The organism is Bacteroides luhongzhouii (assembly GCF_009193295.2).
Taxonomy (GTDB): Bacteria; Bacteroidota; Bacteroidia; order Bacteroidales; family Bacteroidaceae; genus Bacteroides; species Bacteroides luhongzhouii.
This window is the reverse complement of sequence record NZ_CP059973.1, coordinates 5560742-5577398: the sequence shown is the minus strand read 5'-3', so window position 1 is coordinate 5577398 and position 16657 is coordinate 5560742. Positions and strand designations below refer to the sequence as shown.

General features: G+C 39.9%; 14 protein-coding genes. 6 read left to right on the top strand and 8 right to left on the bottom strand.

Translation table 11 applies throughout. The annotated features are described in order from the left end of the window. The first annotated feature begins 10 nt into the window (after positions 1 to 10). From GD631_RS21350 to GD631_RS21330, 5 genes are read left to right on the top strand one after another with little or no spacing between them, the layout of a single operon-like run. A complete protein-coding gene (locus GD631_RS21350) occupies positions 11 to 2623 on the top strand; it encodes a zinc-dependent metalloprotease (protein ID WP_143257884.1) in 2613 nt (870 codons plus the stop codon). Positions 2624 to 2668: 45 nt separating this feature from the next. Continuing rightward, the gene (locus GD631_RS21345; RefSeq protein ID WP_143257885.1) at positions 2669 to 5824 is read left to right on the top strand and encodes a SusC/RagA family TonB-linked outer membrane protein; all 3156 of its coding nucleotides are present in this window, start codon (positions 2669 to 2671) and stop codon (positions 5822 to 5824) included. 35 nt (positions 5825 to 5859) lie between these two features. Beyond that, complete coding sequence (locus tag GD631_RS21340) at positions 5860 to 7320, top strand: RagB/SusD family nutrient uptake outer membrane protein (RefSeq protein ID WP_143257886.1); 1461 nt, start codon at positions 5860 to 5862, stop codon at positions 7318 to 7320. An 18-nt stretch (positions 7321 to 7338) separates the two neighbouring features. Beyond that, positions 7339 to 7995 (top strand): DUF4843 domain-containing protein, encoded by a 657-nt coding sequence (locus GD631_RS21335; RefSeq protein WP_143257887.1) that lies wholly within the window; start codon positions 7339 to 7341, stop codon positions 7993 to 7995. A gap of 20 nt (positions 7996 to 8015) precedes the next feature. After that, positions 8016 to 9602, top strand: a complete 1587-nt coding sequence (locus tag GD631_RS21330) for a PKD-like family lipoprotein (RefSeq protein ID WP_143257888.1) — start codon at positions 8016 to 8018, stop codon at positions 9600 to 9602. Between the two features lie 65 nt (positions 9603 to 9667). Here GD631_RS21330 and GD631_RS21325 read toward each other — a convergent pair whose 3' ends face one another. Continuing rightward, positions 9668 to 10207 (bottom strand): GNAT family N-acetyltransferase, encoded by a 540-nt coding sequence (locus tag GD631_RS21325; RefSeq protein ID WP_143257889.1) that lies wholly within the window; start codon positions 10205 to 10207, stop codon positions 9668 to 9670. 98 nt (positions 10208 to 10305) lie between these two features. Continuing rightward, positions 10306 to 11583, bottom strand: coding sequence for an IgA Peptidase M64 (locus GD631_RS21320; RefSeq protein ID WP_143257890.1), 1278 nt, complete (start codon positions 11581 to 11583; stop codon positions 10306 to 10308). A 152-nt stretch (positions 11584 to 11735) separates the two neighbouring features. Here GD631_RS21320 and GD631_RS21315 point away from each other — a divergent pair, with 152 nt between their 5' ends. Further along, complete coding sequence (locus GD631_RS21315) at positions 11736 to 12215, top strand: Lrp/AsnC family transcriptional regulator (RefSeq protein ID WP_004297952.1); 480 nt, start codon at positions 11736 to 11738, stop codon at positions 12213 to 12215. 46 nt (positions 12216 to 12261) lie between these two features. Here GD631_RS21315 and GD631_RS21310 read toward each other — a convergent pair whose 3' ends face one another. From GD631_RS21310 to GD631_RS21285, 6 genes are all read right to left on the bottom strand, one after another. Next, complete coding sequence (locus GD631_RS21310) at positions 12262 to 12756, bottom strand: dihydrofolate reductase (RefSeq protein ID WP_143257891.1); 495 nt, start codon at positions 12754 to 12756, stop codon at positions 12262 to 12264. A 4-nt stretch (positions 12757 to 12760) separates the two neighbouring features. Continuing rightward, positions 12761 to 13555, bottom strand: a complete 795-nt coding sequence (locus GD631_RS21305; protein ID WP_055236357.1) for a thymidylate synthase — start codon at positions 13553 to 13555, stop codon at positions 12761 to 12763. Positions 13556 to 13594: 39 nt separating this feature from the next. Then, positions 13595 to 14866: a cardiolipin synthase gene (cls, locus tag GD631_RS21300; RefSeq protein WP_185911534.1), complete on the bottom strand. Its 1272-nt coding sequence runs from the start codon at positions 14864 to 14866 to the stop codon at positions 13595 to 13597. A gap of 120 nt (positions 14867 to 14986) precedes the next feature. Beyond that, positions 14987 to 15316 (bottom strand): DUF5056 domain-containing protein, encoded by a 330-nt coding sequence (locus GD631_RS21295; protein WP_143257892.1) that lies wholly within the window; start codon positions 15314 to 15316, stop codon positions 14987 to 14989. Next, on the bottom strand, positions 15297 to 15848 hold the full coding sequence (locus GD631_RS21290) for an RNA polymerase sigma factor (RefSeq protein ID WP_143257893.1): 552 nt from the start codon (positions 15846 to 15848) through the stop codon (positions 15297 to 15299). The genes GD631_RS21295 and GD631_RS21290 overlap by 20 nt, the downstream gene beginning before the upstream one ends. After that, positions 15845 to 16630 (bottom strand): DUF6249 domain-containing protein, encoded by a 786-nt coding sequence (locus tag GD631_RS21285; RefSeq protein ID WP_143257894.1) that lies wholly within the window; start codon positions 16628 to 16630, stop codon positions 15845 to 15847. The genes GD631_RS21290 and GD631_RS21285 overlap by 4 nt, the downstream gene beginning before the upstream one ends. Positions 16631 to 16657 lie beyond the last annotated feature (27 nt).

Below are 16657 nucleotides of genomic sequence, written 5' to 3'. Positions count from 1 at the left end.
AAAACACGATATGAGACGATTTTTAATCATTTGTCTGGCTGCGGTATTTACGTTGCCTGCTGCAGACGCAAATACGATTTTCTGGAAAAAGAAAAAAGACAAAACAGAAAAGAAAGAGAAAAAACTCAGCAAATACGAAAAGCTGTTTAAAGACAAGAAGGTGGAAACCTCTAAAGGTCTGCTCACTTTACACTTTGTAGACAAGAAAAAACTGCTCGTCGAGTTCCCTGTTTCACTCATGGGACGTGAGTTTCTTTTAGGATCGAAGGTGGTAGAAACCTCTGACATGGGAAATGGACCGGCAGGAACGATGTCGTATACTCCCCGGCACATCAAATTTGCAATGGTAGACAGTACGCTATATATGAAGGAAGTCAGTAGAACAGGACAGAATATGATATTCTCCAGTTCGGCGAACCAGAATATGCAGGAGGGATTGAAGAAGAATTCATTATCAACCATTGTTGATGCGTTCACTATTGCTGCCTTTAATAAAGACTCTTCGGCTGTTGTGGTAGATATGACTTCCTACTTTGTATCTCATACAGAAAATATGAATCCTTTTTCAAGTGGCAAACGTACAATGGAATATGGATCGGGTAGTCAGGCGGTAAAATTCAAGGATGATTTGTCTTACCTGATGGGGGTGAAGGCCTTTGAAGATAACGTCTCTATTATTTCTAAATTGACTTACTTAATGAATTTAAGTGTGGGGGGACAACTTGTAAGTGTGGATGAACCTGTTAGCATAACAGTAAACCGTACTTTATTATTGCTTCCGGAGAAACCGCAGATGCGTCCCCGTTTGGCCGATCCCCGAATAGGAATAGGGACTGTAGCTATGGAAAATATGGGTACGGAGGTAGACGGTTCCAGAATGGAACACCGGATGAAACGTTGGAATCTGGAGGTGTCGGATGTTGACAAGTACAAACGTGGTGATCTGACAGAACCGAAAAAGCCGATTGTTTTTTATATGGATCCGAATTTTCCGGTAAGTTGGAGAGCCGCTGTAAAAGCAGGAGTAAATGACTGGAATAAGGCTTTCGAGGCTATTGGTTTTAAAGATGCTATCCAGGTAAAGGACTTTCCGAAAGATGATCCGAATTTTGATCCTGATAATTTGAAATACAGTACGATTCGTTATGTTCCTACCGGGGTGGTAACGACTATGAAAGATGCGTCATTTGCTGATCCTCGTACCGGAGAAATCATGAATGCTTCTTTATATCTTTATCATGATTTGCTTAAGTGGAATAATATCCAGCGTTTTGTACAGACTTCCCAGGTTGATCCGGATGCGCGTCATCTTCGGTTACCGGATGACTTAATGAGTGAAACGCTTCGTTGTGCCGTTCGTCGGGAAGTTGGTTTTGCTCTGGGATTGATAGAGAATATGGCAGGTTCTGCTGCTATACCGACAGATTCATTACGGTCAGCTTCTTATACACAGAAATATGGAATAACTGCATCTGTGATGGATGAAGTAGGTTTCAATTACGTTGCTCAACCGGGTGATAAGGGAGTGATGCTTTCTCCTAAATTGGGAGTGTATGATTATTATGCTATTAAAGTAGCCTACAAACCAATTTTAGAAGCACAAACTCCGCAGGAAGAAAATAAGATAGTGCGCCAGTGGATTAGTGAGAAAAGCGGTGATCCGATGTATCGTTTCGGAACCAAACAGTATTTGTTGACCACGTTCGACCCGTCAGCTCTTTCTTTTGATTTAGGAAATGATGCGATTAAAGCTAGTACATACGGTATCAATAATTTGCGTTACATTGTAGCTCATATGCATGAGTGGATGGATGCGGAAGATAAGAATTATGATTATCGTAATATGGTCTTCCCGTTTATTGTACAGCAATTGCGAGGATATTTGTTTAATGTATATCGTAACATTGGTTCATTCTATCTGAATGAGCATTTTGTAGGTGACGCTAACGCAACTCTCACGGCGGTACCCAAGGAATTACAAAAGGCATCTTTAGAGTTCCTGTTTACTCAACTGAAAGATTTGGAATGGATTGATGATGAAGATGTTATAAAGAAACTTTCATTCTCCGGTTCACAAGCCCGTAAAATTCTGAAGAACTATGTAGTAAAAGAAAAGAATGTGATTACAGATTTGTATCAAACCAAGCGTATTTCGTTGACGTACTATCGCGATCCCTCTTCTTATAGCCCAAAAGAATATATCGATGATTTATATGAGTTTGTATGGCGTCCGACAATGGAGGGACGTTCGTTGACAGAACCCGAACGTATTATGCAAGCTGAATTTTTGTCGAATGTGCGTAATAGCGTGGATATAAATGGTCAGAAGAGATGGTTCGGACAATATTATCTGTCGGATGACAACGCTGATAAAGTAGGTGCCTTGGATGAGGAGGAAAATGAAGATGCTGAAAGTGCCATAGAGGAACAAGGTTATGGGTCTCGTGCTGTTGTTTATAACATTGCGGCTGATAATCAGAATCATTTATGGTACGGCACTTATCAGAAGTTGTCGGAGTTAATAAAGAAACAACAAATGACGGGAGATGAACAGACGCGTGCTCACTATAAATATTTACTGTTCTTGATGACACGTTCTTGGAAAGATATTCCTAAAATTTAAATAATACAATATATTGTTTTGCATAAATAGAATACAACACGGATTATGAAAAAAGTATTTCTTTTTTCCTTGGTATATCTTTTGTCTATAGTCACGGTGGTGGCTCAACAGAAAGATAATAAGCAACAAGGCCAAAGGCCAAAGGTTGAAAGTAAAGAACAGTCATCAGAATATCGGACTGTTTTTGGAAAAGTGGTTGATCAGGAAGGGCTTCAATTAGTTGGAGTTACTATTCGACTGAAAGGCACAGATTTTGGTACCACTACGGATGTTAATGGAGACTTTAAATTAATGTATCCTATTCGTAAACATCCGGTGATTATTGTTTCCTATATAGGAATGACTACACAGGAGATAAGCTTGGGAGATGATGCGTCAAAAGACATAAAGGCCCGGGTGATTTCTATGAAAGAAGATGCTGTGATGACTGATGAAGTGGTGATTACCGGTTATTCTAATATCAATAAGAAGAGCTTTACGGGTAACAGTGTGCAGATTAAAAAAGACGAACTGTTAAAGGTTTCCAAGACAAATGTTTTTTCTGCTTTGCAGGCATTCGACCCTTCTTTCCGTATTCAGGAAAATAGTCAATGGGGGTCGGACCCGAACGCTATTCCGGAACTGTATATTCGAGGTCGTTCTGGTATAGGTATCAAAGAGTTGGACTCGGAAACAGTGTCTAAATCTAATTTGCAGAATAATCCGAACCTCCCGTTGTTCATTATGGATGGTTTTGAAGTTTCGGCTACTAAATTATATGACCTTGATCCGAACCGTATTGAAAGTATTACCATCTTAAAGGATGCGGCTGCGACAGCTATGTATGGTTCACGTGCGGCAAACGGTATCGTTGTTATCACTACTGTACCTCCTAAACCAGGAAAATTGCAGATTGATTATAGTATGACCGGAACTTTGCAGATGCCGGACTTGTCTGACTATAATTTGATGAATGCATCGGAAAAACTGGAAACAGAACGTTTGTCCGGTTTTTATAAAGGTAAAGATGCTGCTGAACAATATACTCTTGACAAAGAATATTATGGTAAATTACAGAATGTAAGACGGGGAGTTGATACCGACTGGATTTCTCAACCGGTACATTCCGTATTCAATCATAAACATAGTTTGTCTTTGACCGGAGGTACGGAAAATCTACGTTTCTCTGTGGACTTGAGCTATAATAAATCTGATGGTGTGATGAAGGGTTCTTATCGTGATCGTACAAGTGGAGGTTTATCTTTGGATTACCGTATCGGTCGTTTGCAAGTACGTAATTACGTTTCTTATTCGGCAACACGTTCTAAAGAATCGCCTTATGGAAATTTCTCGGATTATACAACTAAGTTGCCGTATGATACTTTCCGTGATGATGATGGAACTTATGTAACAAAGACAACCGAGTGGCATAAGTTAGGGATGGATAACTTGGCCAATCCTTTATATGAAGCTACATTGAAAAGTTATGATAGGTCTAGTGCGGACGAATTTATTGATAACTTGTCTGCAAATTGGTACATTAATGATCACTGGCAAATTAAAGGGCAGTTTGCATTAACTAAAAGTTATTCCGAGTCCCGTAACTTTCTTGACCCGTTGTCGGCAAAAAATACAGACGTTTTGGGTGGAACGAATAAAATATCCGGTGAATTGACTACTGGTAGTGGTAATTCTTTTTCTTGGGATATGAATGCTTTTCTGGCATATAACCGGACTATTAAAGAGCATAATATTAATCTATCAGTAGGTATTAACGCTACTTCTTCCAGTGCTACAAGTTCTTCGGCTCGCTATATGGGATTCCCGTCCGGTGACTTCGATTCTCCTAATTATGCACAAAAAATTTACGAAAAACCGGATTGGAGCGATAACAAATCACGTTTGTTCGGTGCGTTGGCTACTTTAAACTATAGTTATCGGAACATTTATTTGCTTGACGCTTCTGTTCGTAGCGATGGCTCTTCCGAATTTGGGTCGGACAACAAGACTGCCTTATTCTGGTCGTTTGGGTTGGGACTTGCTTTGCATAACTATGAGTTTATAAAGAAGTTGAGCTTTATTGATGAATTTAAAATTCGCGGAACTTATGGTTCTTCCGGTAAAGTTAATTTTGAGCCTTTTGCTGCAAAAACCGTTTACGAGATTAATGGTGATGAATGGTATGAAACCGGAATGGGGGCCAATATGATAGCAATGGGGAATGTGAACTTGGGTTGGGAAACGACCTATCAGACGGACTTTGGATTTGAATTAGGTCTGTTGAAACGTTTGTTCTATGTTTCATTTGCTTACTATAATAAACGTACAGTGGATTTGGTGAATGATGTAACGATTCCTAGTTCTACCGGTTTTACTTCTTATAAAGACAATGTTGGGGAAATGCAGAATCGTGGATATGAAATCAATGTACGCAGTAATATTATTCGTAAGCGTGATATGCAGTTGTCATTATTTGCTAACTTAGGGCACAATGAGAATAAGTTGGTGAAGATTTCCAATAGTCTGAAAGCATATAATGATTTGGTCGATCAGAAATATGCAGAACTGGGCAATTATGATGCTAATGCTGCTAAGCCTTTCCGCAAATATGAAGAAGGTGTGTCTACTACTGCAATTTCTGCAGTGAAATCTCATGGGATCGATCCGGCAACGGGAAAAGAAATCTTTGAAAAACGAGACGGTACATTGACTACTAAATGGGATTCAGCTGATATGATTAGTTGTGGTGATACCGAACCGGATATTCAGGGAACATTTGGTTTCAACTTCTCTTGGAAGAAATTCAGCTTGTACACTACATTTATGTATGAGTATGGTGGTCAACGCTATAATTCAACGCTGGTATCTAAGGTTGAGAATGCTGATATCTACAACTCTAACGTAGACAAGCGTGTTCTTTCCGACCGTTGGAAAGAGCCGGGAGACAATGCACGTTTTAAAGCGTTGTATAATGGTAAGAACAGCATTGAAATAACTAAATCAACGACCCGTTTTATTGAAGACTACAACTTGTTGTCATTGAATTCAATTACATTAGGGTATACTTTCGCTGCGGAACAAATCAAGAAATTAGGATTGAGCATGCTCCGTTTGGAAATAGGTGCTAATGACCTTGCCCGTTTCTGTACAGTGAAACAAGAACGCGGTTTGAGTTATCCTTACTCAAGAAGCGTCAATTTTACTGTGAATGCAAGTTTCTAAGTTGATCGTGACAAATTTTAAAAAGAAGGAAGTATATGAAAATTAAGCATATTATATTAGTTTTATGTACGTCATTGACGTTTTGTTCCTGCTCCGATTGGTTGGATGTACGTCCTAATAATCAAGTGGATGGAGAAGACCTGTTTAACTCTGGCAGTGGATACCGCATTGCCTTAAACGGTATTTACAAACAGATGTCAAGCCAGTATCTTTGGGGAGAAGAACTGACCTGGGGAATGGCTGATGTATTGGGACAGAATTATACTAAATCTAATTTAGGTAGTACGGACTCCAAGTATTGGCAAGCCTGCCAGTATAAATATACGGATAAAACGTTGGAACCGGTTATTCAGAGCATCTGGTCTACGGCTTACAATGCAATAGCCAATTGCAATGAATTGATAAAGAATATAGAAAGTGTCGATCCTACCATCTTTCAGGGTAAAACGCTTGAACGAGATCTAATTCATGGAGAAGCGTTGGCGTTAAGAGCAATTTTGCATTTCGAAGTCCTTCGTTTTTTTGCTCCTAGTGTAGCAGCAGATGATGGTAAGAAATACATTCCTTATTATGCAACTTTCCCTTCTGTGTCAGAACCCTACCTAACAGTGAAAGAGATATTGGCTAAAATAGAAAAAGATTTGGAAGATGCGCGCAATTTGGTGCAGACCTATGATAATCAAGAAGGTTATAAGATATTAATGACCAAAGGTTATCGCTTTGAAGGTGGGGATTTGGTGACAGACCTTTTTTACGCTAGCCGTGGTTTTCGCATGAGCTATATGGCTATTACGGCTTTACAAGCACGTGTATTCTCTTATGCGGGAGAGGCGAAAAAAGCTTATGATGCAGCGTCAGAGGTTATAAATTATACAGACGATAATGGAGATAAGATGTTTACTTTCACTGCTAATGCAAGCTTTAATACGAATCCTAAGATGAAGGATGATTTAATTTTCGCTCTTTCAAATTCAAAAGAAGTAGAACTTTTCAAGGCGTGGGATAATGTGGATGAAGATGGTGGAATGGTTTCTATCGATTATGATGATTATGAGGAAATTTTGAATGAAAATGCGAATGACAGACGTTGGAATGAGAGTGGGGGTATGATGGAAATTCATAGCGACTATGACTGGTATTGTGTGATTTCTAAAAAATATATGGATGATGCCTCTTATACGGATCTTGATAAACGTATTATTCCTGTTATCCGTTTGAGTGAAATGTATTATATCCGTGGTGAATATTTGGCGAAAACAGATCCTGCAAGTGGAGCACTGGAGTTAGAAACTGTTGCAACCAATAGAGGGTGTACAGCCGGTATTTTCTCATACGTTTCTACTTTAGAGGAATATCAGGAAGCTGTTTTAAAGGATGCACGTAAGGAATTTTTAGGTGAAGGTCAGTTATATTATTTTTATAAGAAGTATAATATACTTCCTAATTCAAAGGCTAACTTTATATTCCCATTACCGGATAACGAGATGGTTTACTAATTTATAGACGGATCGAAAATGAAACAGATATATTTATTTTTAACGGCAATGGTTTTGACACTCACGGCATGTGAGAAAGACCAGATAGGCAGATATGATTTGGGATCGTATGTTTATTTTACGCAAAAGGAAACTACAGTACAGAATTTCTCTTTTTCTTATTATCCTGGCCTTGACACTCATTCACTAGAATTTGAGGTAAATCTTATGGGAGGTTTATTGGAAGAAGACAAGGATTTTGAACTGTATATTGATACAGAGAAAACAACTGCTACTCCGGAAATGTATGAGTTAAATCTTCACCCTATATTTCATCAAGGAACTCCTATCGATCAGGTTACGGTGACTTTGAAGAATCCGAATAATATATTGAAAGATAAAGAAGCGACGTTAGTGTTTGGTATTAAGGAGAATGAAAATTTTCAACCGGGCTTTGCCGATCAGTGTAGTATTACTATTAATTTTGATAATATAGCTAAGCCACCTTTGTGGTGGGATAAGACTGTCGAAAGTTATTTAGGCAAGTATGATCCTTATAAGTTTGAAGAGTTTATAAAATGTACAGGAGTGAATGATCTGACTGGTATGGATGAAACCTTGATTCGAAAATATGCATTGGATTTCAAGGAGTATATAACAGAGCACGGATTGGATATTGATATTCCGGTTTATTAATGAGTAAAATGGATTTGAATATGAAAAAGAATATATATATTCTACTGTTATTTTCTCTGACAGTGGTTTTGGAAAGTTGCTATGGCGATAAAGGAAACTATGATTATGAGGATGTAAATGAGATAACAGTTGATTTAGGAGGTGCTAAATATACTTATGTTGTAGGAAATGTAGCCAAATTGGAACCGACCATTACTTTTGCTACGGAAGAAGTTGCAGAGTCAGAACTGGAATACAACTGGACATTGAATGGTGAATTTATATCTGATAAACGTGTATTGGAATTCACGGTGGAGAAAATAGCAAGCCAGGTAGAATGTCAGTTGCGTGTGACTAATCCGAAGACTGGTCTTACATACATCGGCCGTACATCGATGGATTTCACGCAGAAATATAATTTATATGGTTGGCTGGTGTTGTCAAAGGATGAACAAGCTTCTTATCTGAATTTTATGACTGCAACAGGTACTGATGCGGTGACTTATCAGGAGCATCTGGAAGTTTATCAAGAACAAAATCGAGAAGCTCTTCCTAAGGAAACGTTAGGGTTATTAGAACATTTCCGTTCAGGAGGTTCAAGTAGTAATCCTTCTTCTGTATGGATTGTGAATCCGAAAGCTACTAAGTGTGTGGATTTGGAAGGTGCCGCTTTTACTAAAGACCTTGTTTTACCGGATGCTTTTCTAGAACCCAGTTTTGCAGATAACTTGAATGTGAAGCAGATTGCAGAGCTAAAATGGTTGACTGTTGTAGTGGACCAAGACGGAAAAGCATACACACGTAAAAAGCTATCAGAAAAAGCTTTTCATACAGGTAAATTCCTGTCAATACCATTGACTTTTGAAAATAAAGAGGTAAAAGTTGATAGATTTTTGATTATACCGGAAATGCGTGCTTTGAATATGGCATTTGTGGAAGGTGAGAAAGGACACCAACGTATTTTAGCCCTAATGGATTATGACAAGCAATCTGCCGGTAAGGTACTTCAATTTACAGCAAAGGAAGAAGACTATAATAAGAATGGCTTTTATGATGCGCCGAAGTTGCATGATCTGTTGGATTATGAAGTTGTGTATCTGGGTTATGCCCGCCCTAAAACTACTGGACTGACAGATGGTACATATGTGATGACTCTGATTCTGAAAAAGGGAAGTGAATATTTGTATCAGGAATATTCTGTCAACAAGGCTTCTAATAGCAATCAGGTAACGGCTACTCCATCTGTCAACAAGTCAATTAGTTTTGGTAATTTATTAGAAGGAGCTGTAATTTATACAGCACCTTATATTAATAATAGAACCTATCTGTTGATAGGTAAAGGGAACGACCTTTATTATGTTGACCGTACAACGATAGACAGGGATGAACCGATAAAATTGAAAACATTTGATGCGGAAGTTACAGCTTTGAATGCGGAAACTTCACAAGGTAATCAACTGGGAGTCGGGTTAGCCAACGGGAAATTCTTTGTTCTTTCTCTGAAGACAGCAAATTTAGGGGAAATTTTGGGAGATCCGGATAAAAAAGAGTTCGATAGATATTATCAGATGAATGGCAGAGTATTTGATATTCGTTATCGTTTTAGATACAGTAACGGTTGGACTTAATTACAGAACTGTAATGGTATGATATAAAAAATCCCGGTAGTCATTGGAACTATCGGGATTCTTTTTTAATTGTCTTTTACTCCATATACTTCTTTATGTATTCTCTTTTTGATTGTTTCAAAATCCTTTTCACAATCCAGTTCTCCGTGTACCATTAAATACATGGGGAGAAAGTCATCTCCGGGCTTGTAAGGAGGTTGGCAGTACTCTTTTTTCCATAGTGTAAAGTCTTGGCGTTGATAAAAGTTGATACGTCGTTTGGCCATTTCTTCCACCGGACGTTCTACTTCCAATACGATCGGGTGTTTTAAATAATTGCACAAGTATTCCAGTGTACGTTTTCCATAACCTCCATTTCGCAGGGCAGGATTGGTTGCAAAGTGTTCTACATAGTAGAAACTGTCAAAATCCCAATAGGTAATGAAGCCGACCGGCAGGTCATCATCGAAGATGATGTTATTATGAAAGTTGCCCGTACGGTCAGTGTACTCGCGCAGTTGTTCCAATTGGCGGTACTCTTCCGGTGGAAATGCATCAATCAGGAGTTCTTCCATAAATTTGTAATGTTGCAGATCCGACGTACTGATTGGTTGAAGTCTAATCATGAGGTTTGGGTTTTAAGTTTGACAATAATATGATTGTATATTGATTTTGTTTTTGGATGAGTATTTACCGTTGGCAACTATCGATGATTGCAATTCAATTAAGGAACATAAAACTCAATCATTCGGCGGATGGCACGTTGGCAAACCGGACAAAATTCCGGATATCCGTTTGTTTTCATGCGGCAGTCGTAGGCAGGACGATAAATACCTTTGGCAGAATAACCTCCTCCTTCATATACTCCTACCGGATATTTCTTTCTTTCAGTAATAGGAGTAGGGATCGGAGTACCTGACGGGAGCATATCTTTCCATTTGGAAGTGAAGTTCACCTGTGTTGAAATATTCTGTTCCCACGGTTCGACATCCAGGGGATAAGTGTCCGTCATCACATCATCTTCATAGAAATACTCGTCGGCCAATCCACCGAAGCTGTGTCCGAATTCGTGCACTACCACCGGTTTGAACATGGGGTGATGAGCCGTGGTCAGCGTATAAGAATTGTATATTCCTCCTCCGCCATATACATCCGTGTTAGCGAGGATAATGATATGTTCGTAAGGGATACCAGCCAATACATTGTGGATGGACTTTACCCGACTGGTAGTCAGATAGCGGTCTGAATAAAAGGTATCGAAATGAGAATGAACCGCTGTTTCTTTCCACTGATTTTCGCGAGGAACACTGACACCACTATCTGTAGAAGGACTGGCTACAGCAACAATATTAAATTTACTCTTCATGGAACGGAACGGCTCGTACGAAAACAAACTTTCGCAGGTACGTTGTGCATCCTGATAGAATATATCCATTTCTTTTTCTGTATATCCCTCTGCCAGGATAGCAACATCTATGCAGTCTTTTTCATTGCCACTTTGTAGCATATACCGGTGTGGAGTAACATGTGATACTCCCCGTTTATGAATCAATATGTCATCCGGACGCACGATATGTTTGTAAGCAGCCATTGTTTTCTTTCGCGGAGAATATAAAGTCACTTCTATTTCCACAGGCTGTTTGGGATAGGGAAGGAGAAAGGTATTCTCAAATCCTTTAGCTGTTTCTTTAGCTTCGTCTGTTGACAGCCATTCTTGAAATAAAGAAGAGAAAGAAGTTTTGTAGATACACTGTTTGCTGGCAAGGTCTTTCACAATAATTTGTCCGTTGCCTTCCAGAGGAAGTTCGGAGAGATGGTGTTGACGGCCTGCCCAGGTAGGGAGCTGTGAAAGCTCATCCAGATAAATAGCCTGTTGTGTAGCATCCCCGGTAAAGATATAATCCACTCGCAATGTTTTATTCTGAAAATAATCAGCAAAATTCTGTGCGTAACTTCCTATAGAAGTACAGAAACACAGAATGATACAGCAAATATGTTTCATATAAATGGTATATTTATGTTTTTTGCAAAGGTACGAACTATTGTTGACTTATCCGCTTTCTGCAAATAAAAGTAATAGATTATAGTATTTGTTGTCGAAAAATCGCTAACTTTGCATAAAAGATTCATTGATAAAAACAATTTGATTCAAAAATGGGACATCATCAATTAGATGCTTTAGATGAGCAAATTCTGAAACTGATTGCAGGGAATGCGCGTATTCCTTTTTTGGAAGTGGCAAGAGCATGTAATGTTTCCGGCGCTGCGATCCATCAGCGTATTCAGAAGCTTACTAATCTAGGAATATTAAAAGGTTCGGAGTATGTCATCGACCCCGAGAAAATCGGATATGAGACTTGCGCTTATATTGGTATATATCTAAAAGACCCCGAATCCTTTGATTCGGTAACAAAAGCTTTGGAAGCTATCCCCGAAGTGGTGGAGTGTCATTTCACTACCGGAAAGTACGATATGTTTATCAAAATTTACGCAAAGAATAACCATCACTTATTGAGTATTATTCACGATAAGTTGCAACCATTGGGTTTGGCACGTACCGAAACATTAATCTCCTTCCATGAAGCCATTAAGCGGCAAATGCCGATTATGGTCGACATAGAAGATGAAGATTAATCGTTAGTCAGTATTCGTGGTTGAGGTGCGGTAAGAATCGTTTCCTTTACTTTCTCACGTAATCAACAAAAGCATAGGAGTAGAGATGTTTCTCATCCGTAGGATGGGCTTCTCTGCTTTTTTCTTGCCATAGCTCTGGGGATACTTCCGGAAAATAGGCATCAGCTTCGGGAGCCGTACTGTCTATCTCTGTCAGGCAAAGTTCGTCAGCGAAGGAAAGAGCCTGCTGATAAATGCTTGCCCCTCCTATAATATATATATGTTCATCCTCCCGGCAACTTTTCAAAGCCGTTTCGAGTGAAGGAAACACTTCCGCACCAGGACATACTGTATCCGGGTTGGAAGATAAAACGATATTTCTACGATTGGGCAACGCACCTTTCGGTAATGAGTCGAAAGTTTTGCGTCCCATAAGTATGGTGTTTCCGGTAGTTAATGCCTTGAAACGTTTCAAATCATTCGGTAACCAGAAAAGAAGTTTATTCTCGAAGCCTATAGCCATGCGGCGGTCTACGGCAGCAATGATGGATACTTTACTCATGTTTTTACACGGCTACTGCTCCTGCAATATGCGGATGCGGATCATAGTTTACTAACTCGAAGTCCTCAAATTTAAAATCGAAGATGTTTTTCACGTCCGGATTGATTTTCATTTGTGGCAATGGACGAGGCTCCCTAGATAACTGGAGCTTTACTTGTTCCAAATGGTTCAGGTAGATATGGGCATCACCGAAAGTATGAACGAAATCACCGGCTTTCAAACCTGTCACTTGTGCCATCATTTGCAGTAATAATGCGTATGAAGCAATGTTGAAGGGGACGCCGAGAAATATATCGGCACTGCGTTGATATAGTTGCAGGCTCAACCGCCCGTCTGCTACGTAAAACTGAAAGAATGCATGGCAGGGAGGTAGATTCATATTGTTCAAATCTGCTACGTTCCAGGCACTAACGATGATACGGCGTGAATCCGGATTGTGTTTGAGTGTCTCCACTACTTCGCTGATCTGGTCGATGAAGCCGCCGTTGTAATCAGGCCATGAACGCCATTGATAACCGTAGACATGACCCAAATCACCGTTCTCGTCCGCCCATTCGTTCCAAATACGTACTCCATGTTCCTGCAGGTATTTCACGTTTGTATCTCCTTGCAGAAACCAAAGCAATTCGTATATGATTGATTTCAGATGCAATTTTTTGGTTGTCAGACACGGGAAACCGTCATCAAGGTTAAAACGCATCTGATGACCGAAGATACTGATTGTTCCGGTTCCGGTACGATCCCCTTTTTCCGTGCCTTCGGTTAGCACACGATTGAGTAAATCCAGGTATTGTTTCATAATGAATAATTTGCAGTGAAAATGATTCTCCGTACAAAATTACAAAAATGGAGTGAATAAATTAGCAAACCAGCCGACGAACTTTTTCCAGGGAGAACGCTTTTTCCAAAACTCCGGTGTCAGCTGGGTGCAATGCTCGATATCGTTTCGGAACATATTATTCAATTCACTGGTTGTTCTTTTATCAAAAATAAAGGCATTTGTTTCGTAGTCATATCGTAGGCTACGACTGTTCAGGTTAGCAGTACCGACTGTGCAGAACAAGTCGTCCACCATCATAATTTTCGAGTGATGGAATCCCCCGTTGTACATGTAGACAGTAGCTCCTCTTTTCATCAGTTTATGTAACTTATAAAGTGCGGCATCCGGAGTAAAAGGGATATCGGAAGCAGAGGAAACCATGATGGTTACATCTACTCCCCGGTCGATTGTCCGGTTCAACGCCTTTTTGATAGAAGAGGTCGGTACAAAATAAGGATTGACGATATGGACATTCTTTTGTGCCGAGTAGATGCTCATGGCATAGGCATGACTTAACATACGGCTATTCTTTTTCGGGGTACGGTCTACGATTGCTACAACGATATTTGTGCTGTCTGTCTGTCCCTCATGTTGGGGAAAATAAGCTTCCCCTCCTATATTCTGTTTAGTCTCTTTGTTCCAGATAGTCAGGAAAATCTCCTGCAAATCATTGACAGCATCCCCTTCGATACGCATGTGCATATCACGCCAGGTTCCGATTTTGGGTAGTCCGTTGATATAATAATCGGCGATATTCATTCCGCCTGTATATGCCACTTTTCCATCGATAACAGCAATTTTGCGATGGTCGCGGTGAGCGGCATGATTGATATAAGGGAAAGTGAACGGGTCAAACTTAACGATTTCGACTCCTTGTTCACGTATTTTCTTGAGGTGTTTCTTTTTAAGGGGCTTGTTGTTCGACCAGTTGCCGAAAGCGTCAAACATGGCTCGTACTTCAACGCCTTCTTTCACCTTTTCGGCTAACAAAGTGAATAACGCATTGGCGATGGAGTCATTTCGGAAGTTGAAATATTCCAGATGAACATGGTGTTTAGCTTCCCGGATGGCTTCAAATAGATCGATAAACTTTTCCCGTCCGCTTTTTAGCAGTTTTACTTTATTATTATCAGAGATAGGGATTCCCGACTCTTCCAAGAAATGCAGTACTAGGGAATCGCTTGTTAGTCCGATTGAGTCTCTGGGCTGCGTCATCAGACTGTCGATGACATCTGCCTGAACATGTAATAAAGACAGGAACAGAAATAAAATAAATATACGTAGTTTCAAAACTCTTCTCTCTATTTTAGTTTACAGAAGAACAAAGATACGATATCTATGTTTGGGCCCCTTTCCTATTAAGGGTAAATTTATCATTCTTTAACGAAAAGAGAAACTTCTAGGAACTAATTATGCCATAGAAGCGACCTTTCGTGTAGCCATAAATAATAGTACAACAGCTGCGATAATTATTGACTTTGGATCAAGGCTGGTAGTGCCATGATTAATCATACCGATAAATACTTCTCTTATTGTTTCCCAAGCTGCTTCCAATCCGCCTAACCATACAAAAAGTACGGCGGCCACAGCCATTACGAAGGCACTCCAGATACGAGCCAAGTGGTTGCTACGACCGGGTAAATGGTGCATGACACGGCGACTGAATCCGTTGTCAGCTATTTCCTGCTTGTTTTCTGCGAAGAAATCACGCAAGAGCTTATCATTGTCTATTTCTGCCATAACCGTTTTGTTTTAAATACGTTGCTAATTTTTCTTTTCCACGTGACAGGTGGCTTTTCACCGTTCCTGACGGTACTCCTACAATACCTGCTATTTTGTCGATGCTGATGTCCTCCATATAGAACAACATAATGCAGGTTCTTTCCACTTCCTTAAGCATTCTGAGTGACTGGTAGACATCCATTTTCTGTCCTACATTCTCTTGTTCGGTACTGTTAATGGCGTCTATTTCTTTTGTATCCAAGTCGGCTGTCTCTTTCCGGCTGCGAATATAATCATAAAAAACATTATAAGCAATACGGTACAGCCACGTAGAGAAGCTTGACAAATTTCGAAAAGAGGCAATGTTTGTATATGCTTTGATAAACGTATCTTGTGCAAGGTCGTCACTCAATTCGCTGTCGCCGCAAGTCAGGTTCAGGAAGAATCGTCGGATGGGTGACTGGTACTTCCCGACCAACTGGTCGAAGGCCCTGGTGTTCTTGAACACCACGACCTGTGCGACTAACGATATATCATTGAGTTGGCTCATTTATTCTCGTCGTTCTTTTCTTCGTTTACTCCATTATCTTTCTCTCCGGATTCGGAAGGGATGATTTCGAAGCCATCGGTTTTGACGTTATCCTGATTCTTTTTTTCATTTTTATGGGTAGTATACATCTGGGGAGCATTTATACCTTGAGTCTGTTGTTTGCTGCCGATAATCCATTGTCCGATACCCATAAATGTAACAAGTAAACCAATAGCTCCAATTCCGAATTCACCGGTGATTGCCCAAAGGAAGATGAAAAGACCGACACCTGTAAAGGTGTTCTTGATGCCTTGTGAACGTGAGTCAACCGTTTTGTTTTCACGAATAAATTCTTCTGGCAATGGCTGACCTGCTGCGAGTGCCTGTTCGGCAAGGCGATAGCGTGCTTTCCGGTTTTTATAACGGAAAAAGAAGATTACAAACAGAATGAATACCGGAAATCCGAATACGGCAATGATCGATATGATTGCTATGAGAATACCTCCATTAATACCAAAACCATGGAATGGGAAATCGTCGTCGTCCGATTCGAATGTAAAACTGGCCTTACCATGACCTGTACTGACATTACTAGAGTTTGCATCTACTTCTGTGGAATCAGTATCCGCTGTATCTACACCGATGACTGTGACAGCGGTATTGTTTGTATTTGCTTTGTTATCCTTGGCCACAGTTACTTTGACTGTTCCGACGGAATCGCGGACAATGGTGGTTTTGTTTTGGGCAATAGCCAGTGTGCAAGTGGTCAGTACAACCATCAATGCTAATAGAAAATTTTTCATATCAATAGTTTTTTTATTTATTTCTTT

Excerpts from the sequence above, each read along its gene's own strand:
- GD631_RS21350 (WP_143257884.1), top strand. The coding sequence starts at position 11 with ATGAGACGATTTTTAATCATTTGTCTGGCTGCGGTATTTACGTTGCCT.
- GD631_RS21345 (WP_143257885.1), top strand. The coding sequence starts at position 2,669 with ATGAAAAAAGTATTTCTTTTTTCCTTGGTATATCTTTTGTCTATAGTC.
- GD631_RS21340 (WP_143257886.1), top strand. The coding sequence starts at position 5,860 with ATGAAAATTAAGCATATTATATTAGTTTTATGTACGTCATTGACGTTT.
- GD631_RS21335 (WP_143257887.1), top strand. The coding sequence starts at position 7,339 with ATGAAACAGATATATTTATTTTTAACGGCAATGGTTTTGACACTCACG.
- GD631_RS21330 (WP_143257888.1), top strand. The coding sequence starts at position 8,016 with ATGAAAAAGAATATATATATTCTACTGTTATTTTCTCTGACAGTGGTT.
- GD631_RS21325 (WP_143257889.1), bottom strand. The coding sequence starts at position 10,207 with ATGATTAGACTTCAACCAATCAGTACGTCGGATCTGCAACATTACAAA.
- GD631_RS21320 (WP_143257890.1), bottom strand. The coding sequence starts at position 11,583 with ATGAAACATATTTGCTGTATCATTCTGTGTTTCTGTACTTCTATAGGA.
- GD631_RS21315 (WP_004297952.1), top strand. The coding sequence starts at position 11,736 with ATGGGACATCATCAATTAGATGCTTTAGATGAGCAAATTCTGAAACTG.
- GD631_RS21310 (WP_143257891.1), bottom strand. The coding sequence starts at position 12,756 with ATGAGTAAAGTATCCATCATTGCTGCCGTAGACCGCCGCATGGCTATA.
- GD631_RS21305 (WP_055236357.1), bottom strand. The coding sequence starts at position 13,555 with ATGAAACAATACCTGGATTTACTCAATCGTGTGCTAACCGAAGGCACG.
- GD631_RS21295 (WP_143257892.1), bottom strand. The coding sequence starts at position 15,316 with ATGGCAGAAATAGACAATGATAAGCTCTTGCGTGATTTCTTCGCAGAA.
- GD631_RS21290 (WP_143257893.1), bottom strand. The coding sequence starts at position 15,848 with ATGAGCCAACTCAATGATATATCGTTAGTCGCACAGGTCGTGGTGTTC.
- GD631_RS21285 (WP_143257894.1), bottom strand. The coding sequence starts at position 16,630 with ATGAAAAATTTTCTATTAGCATTGATGGTTGTACTGACCACTTGCACA.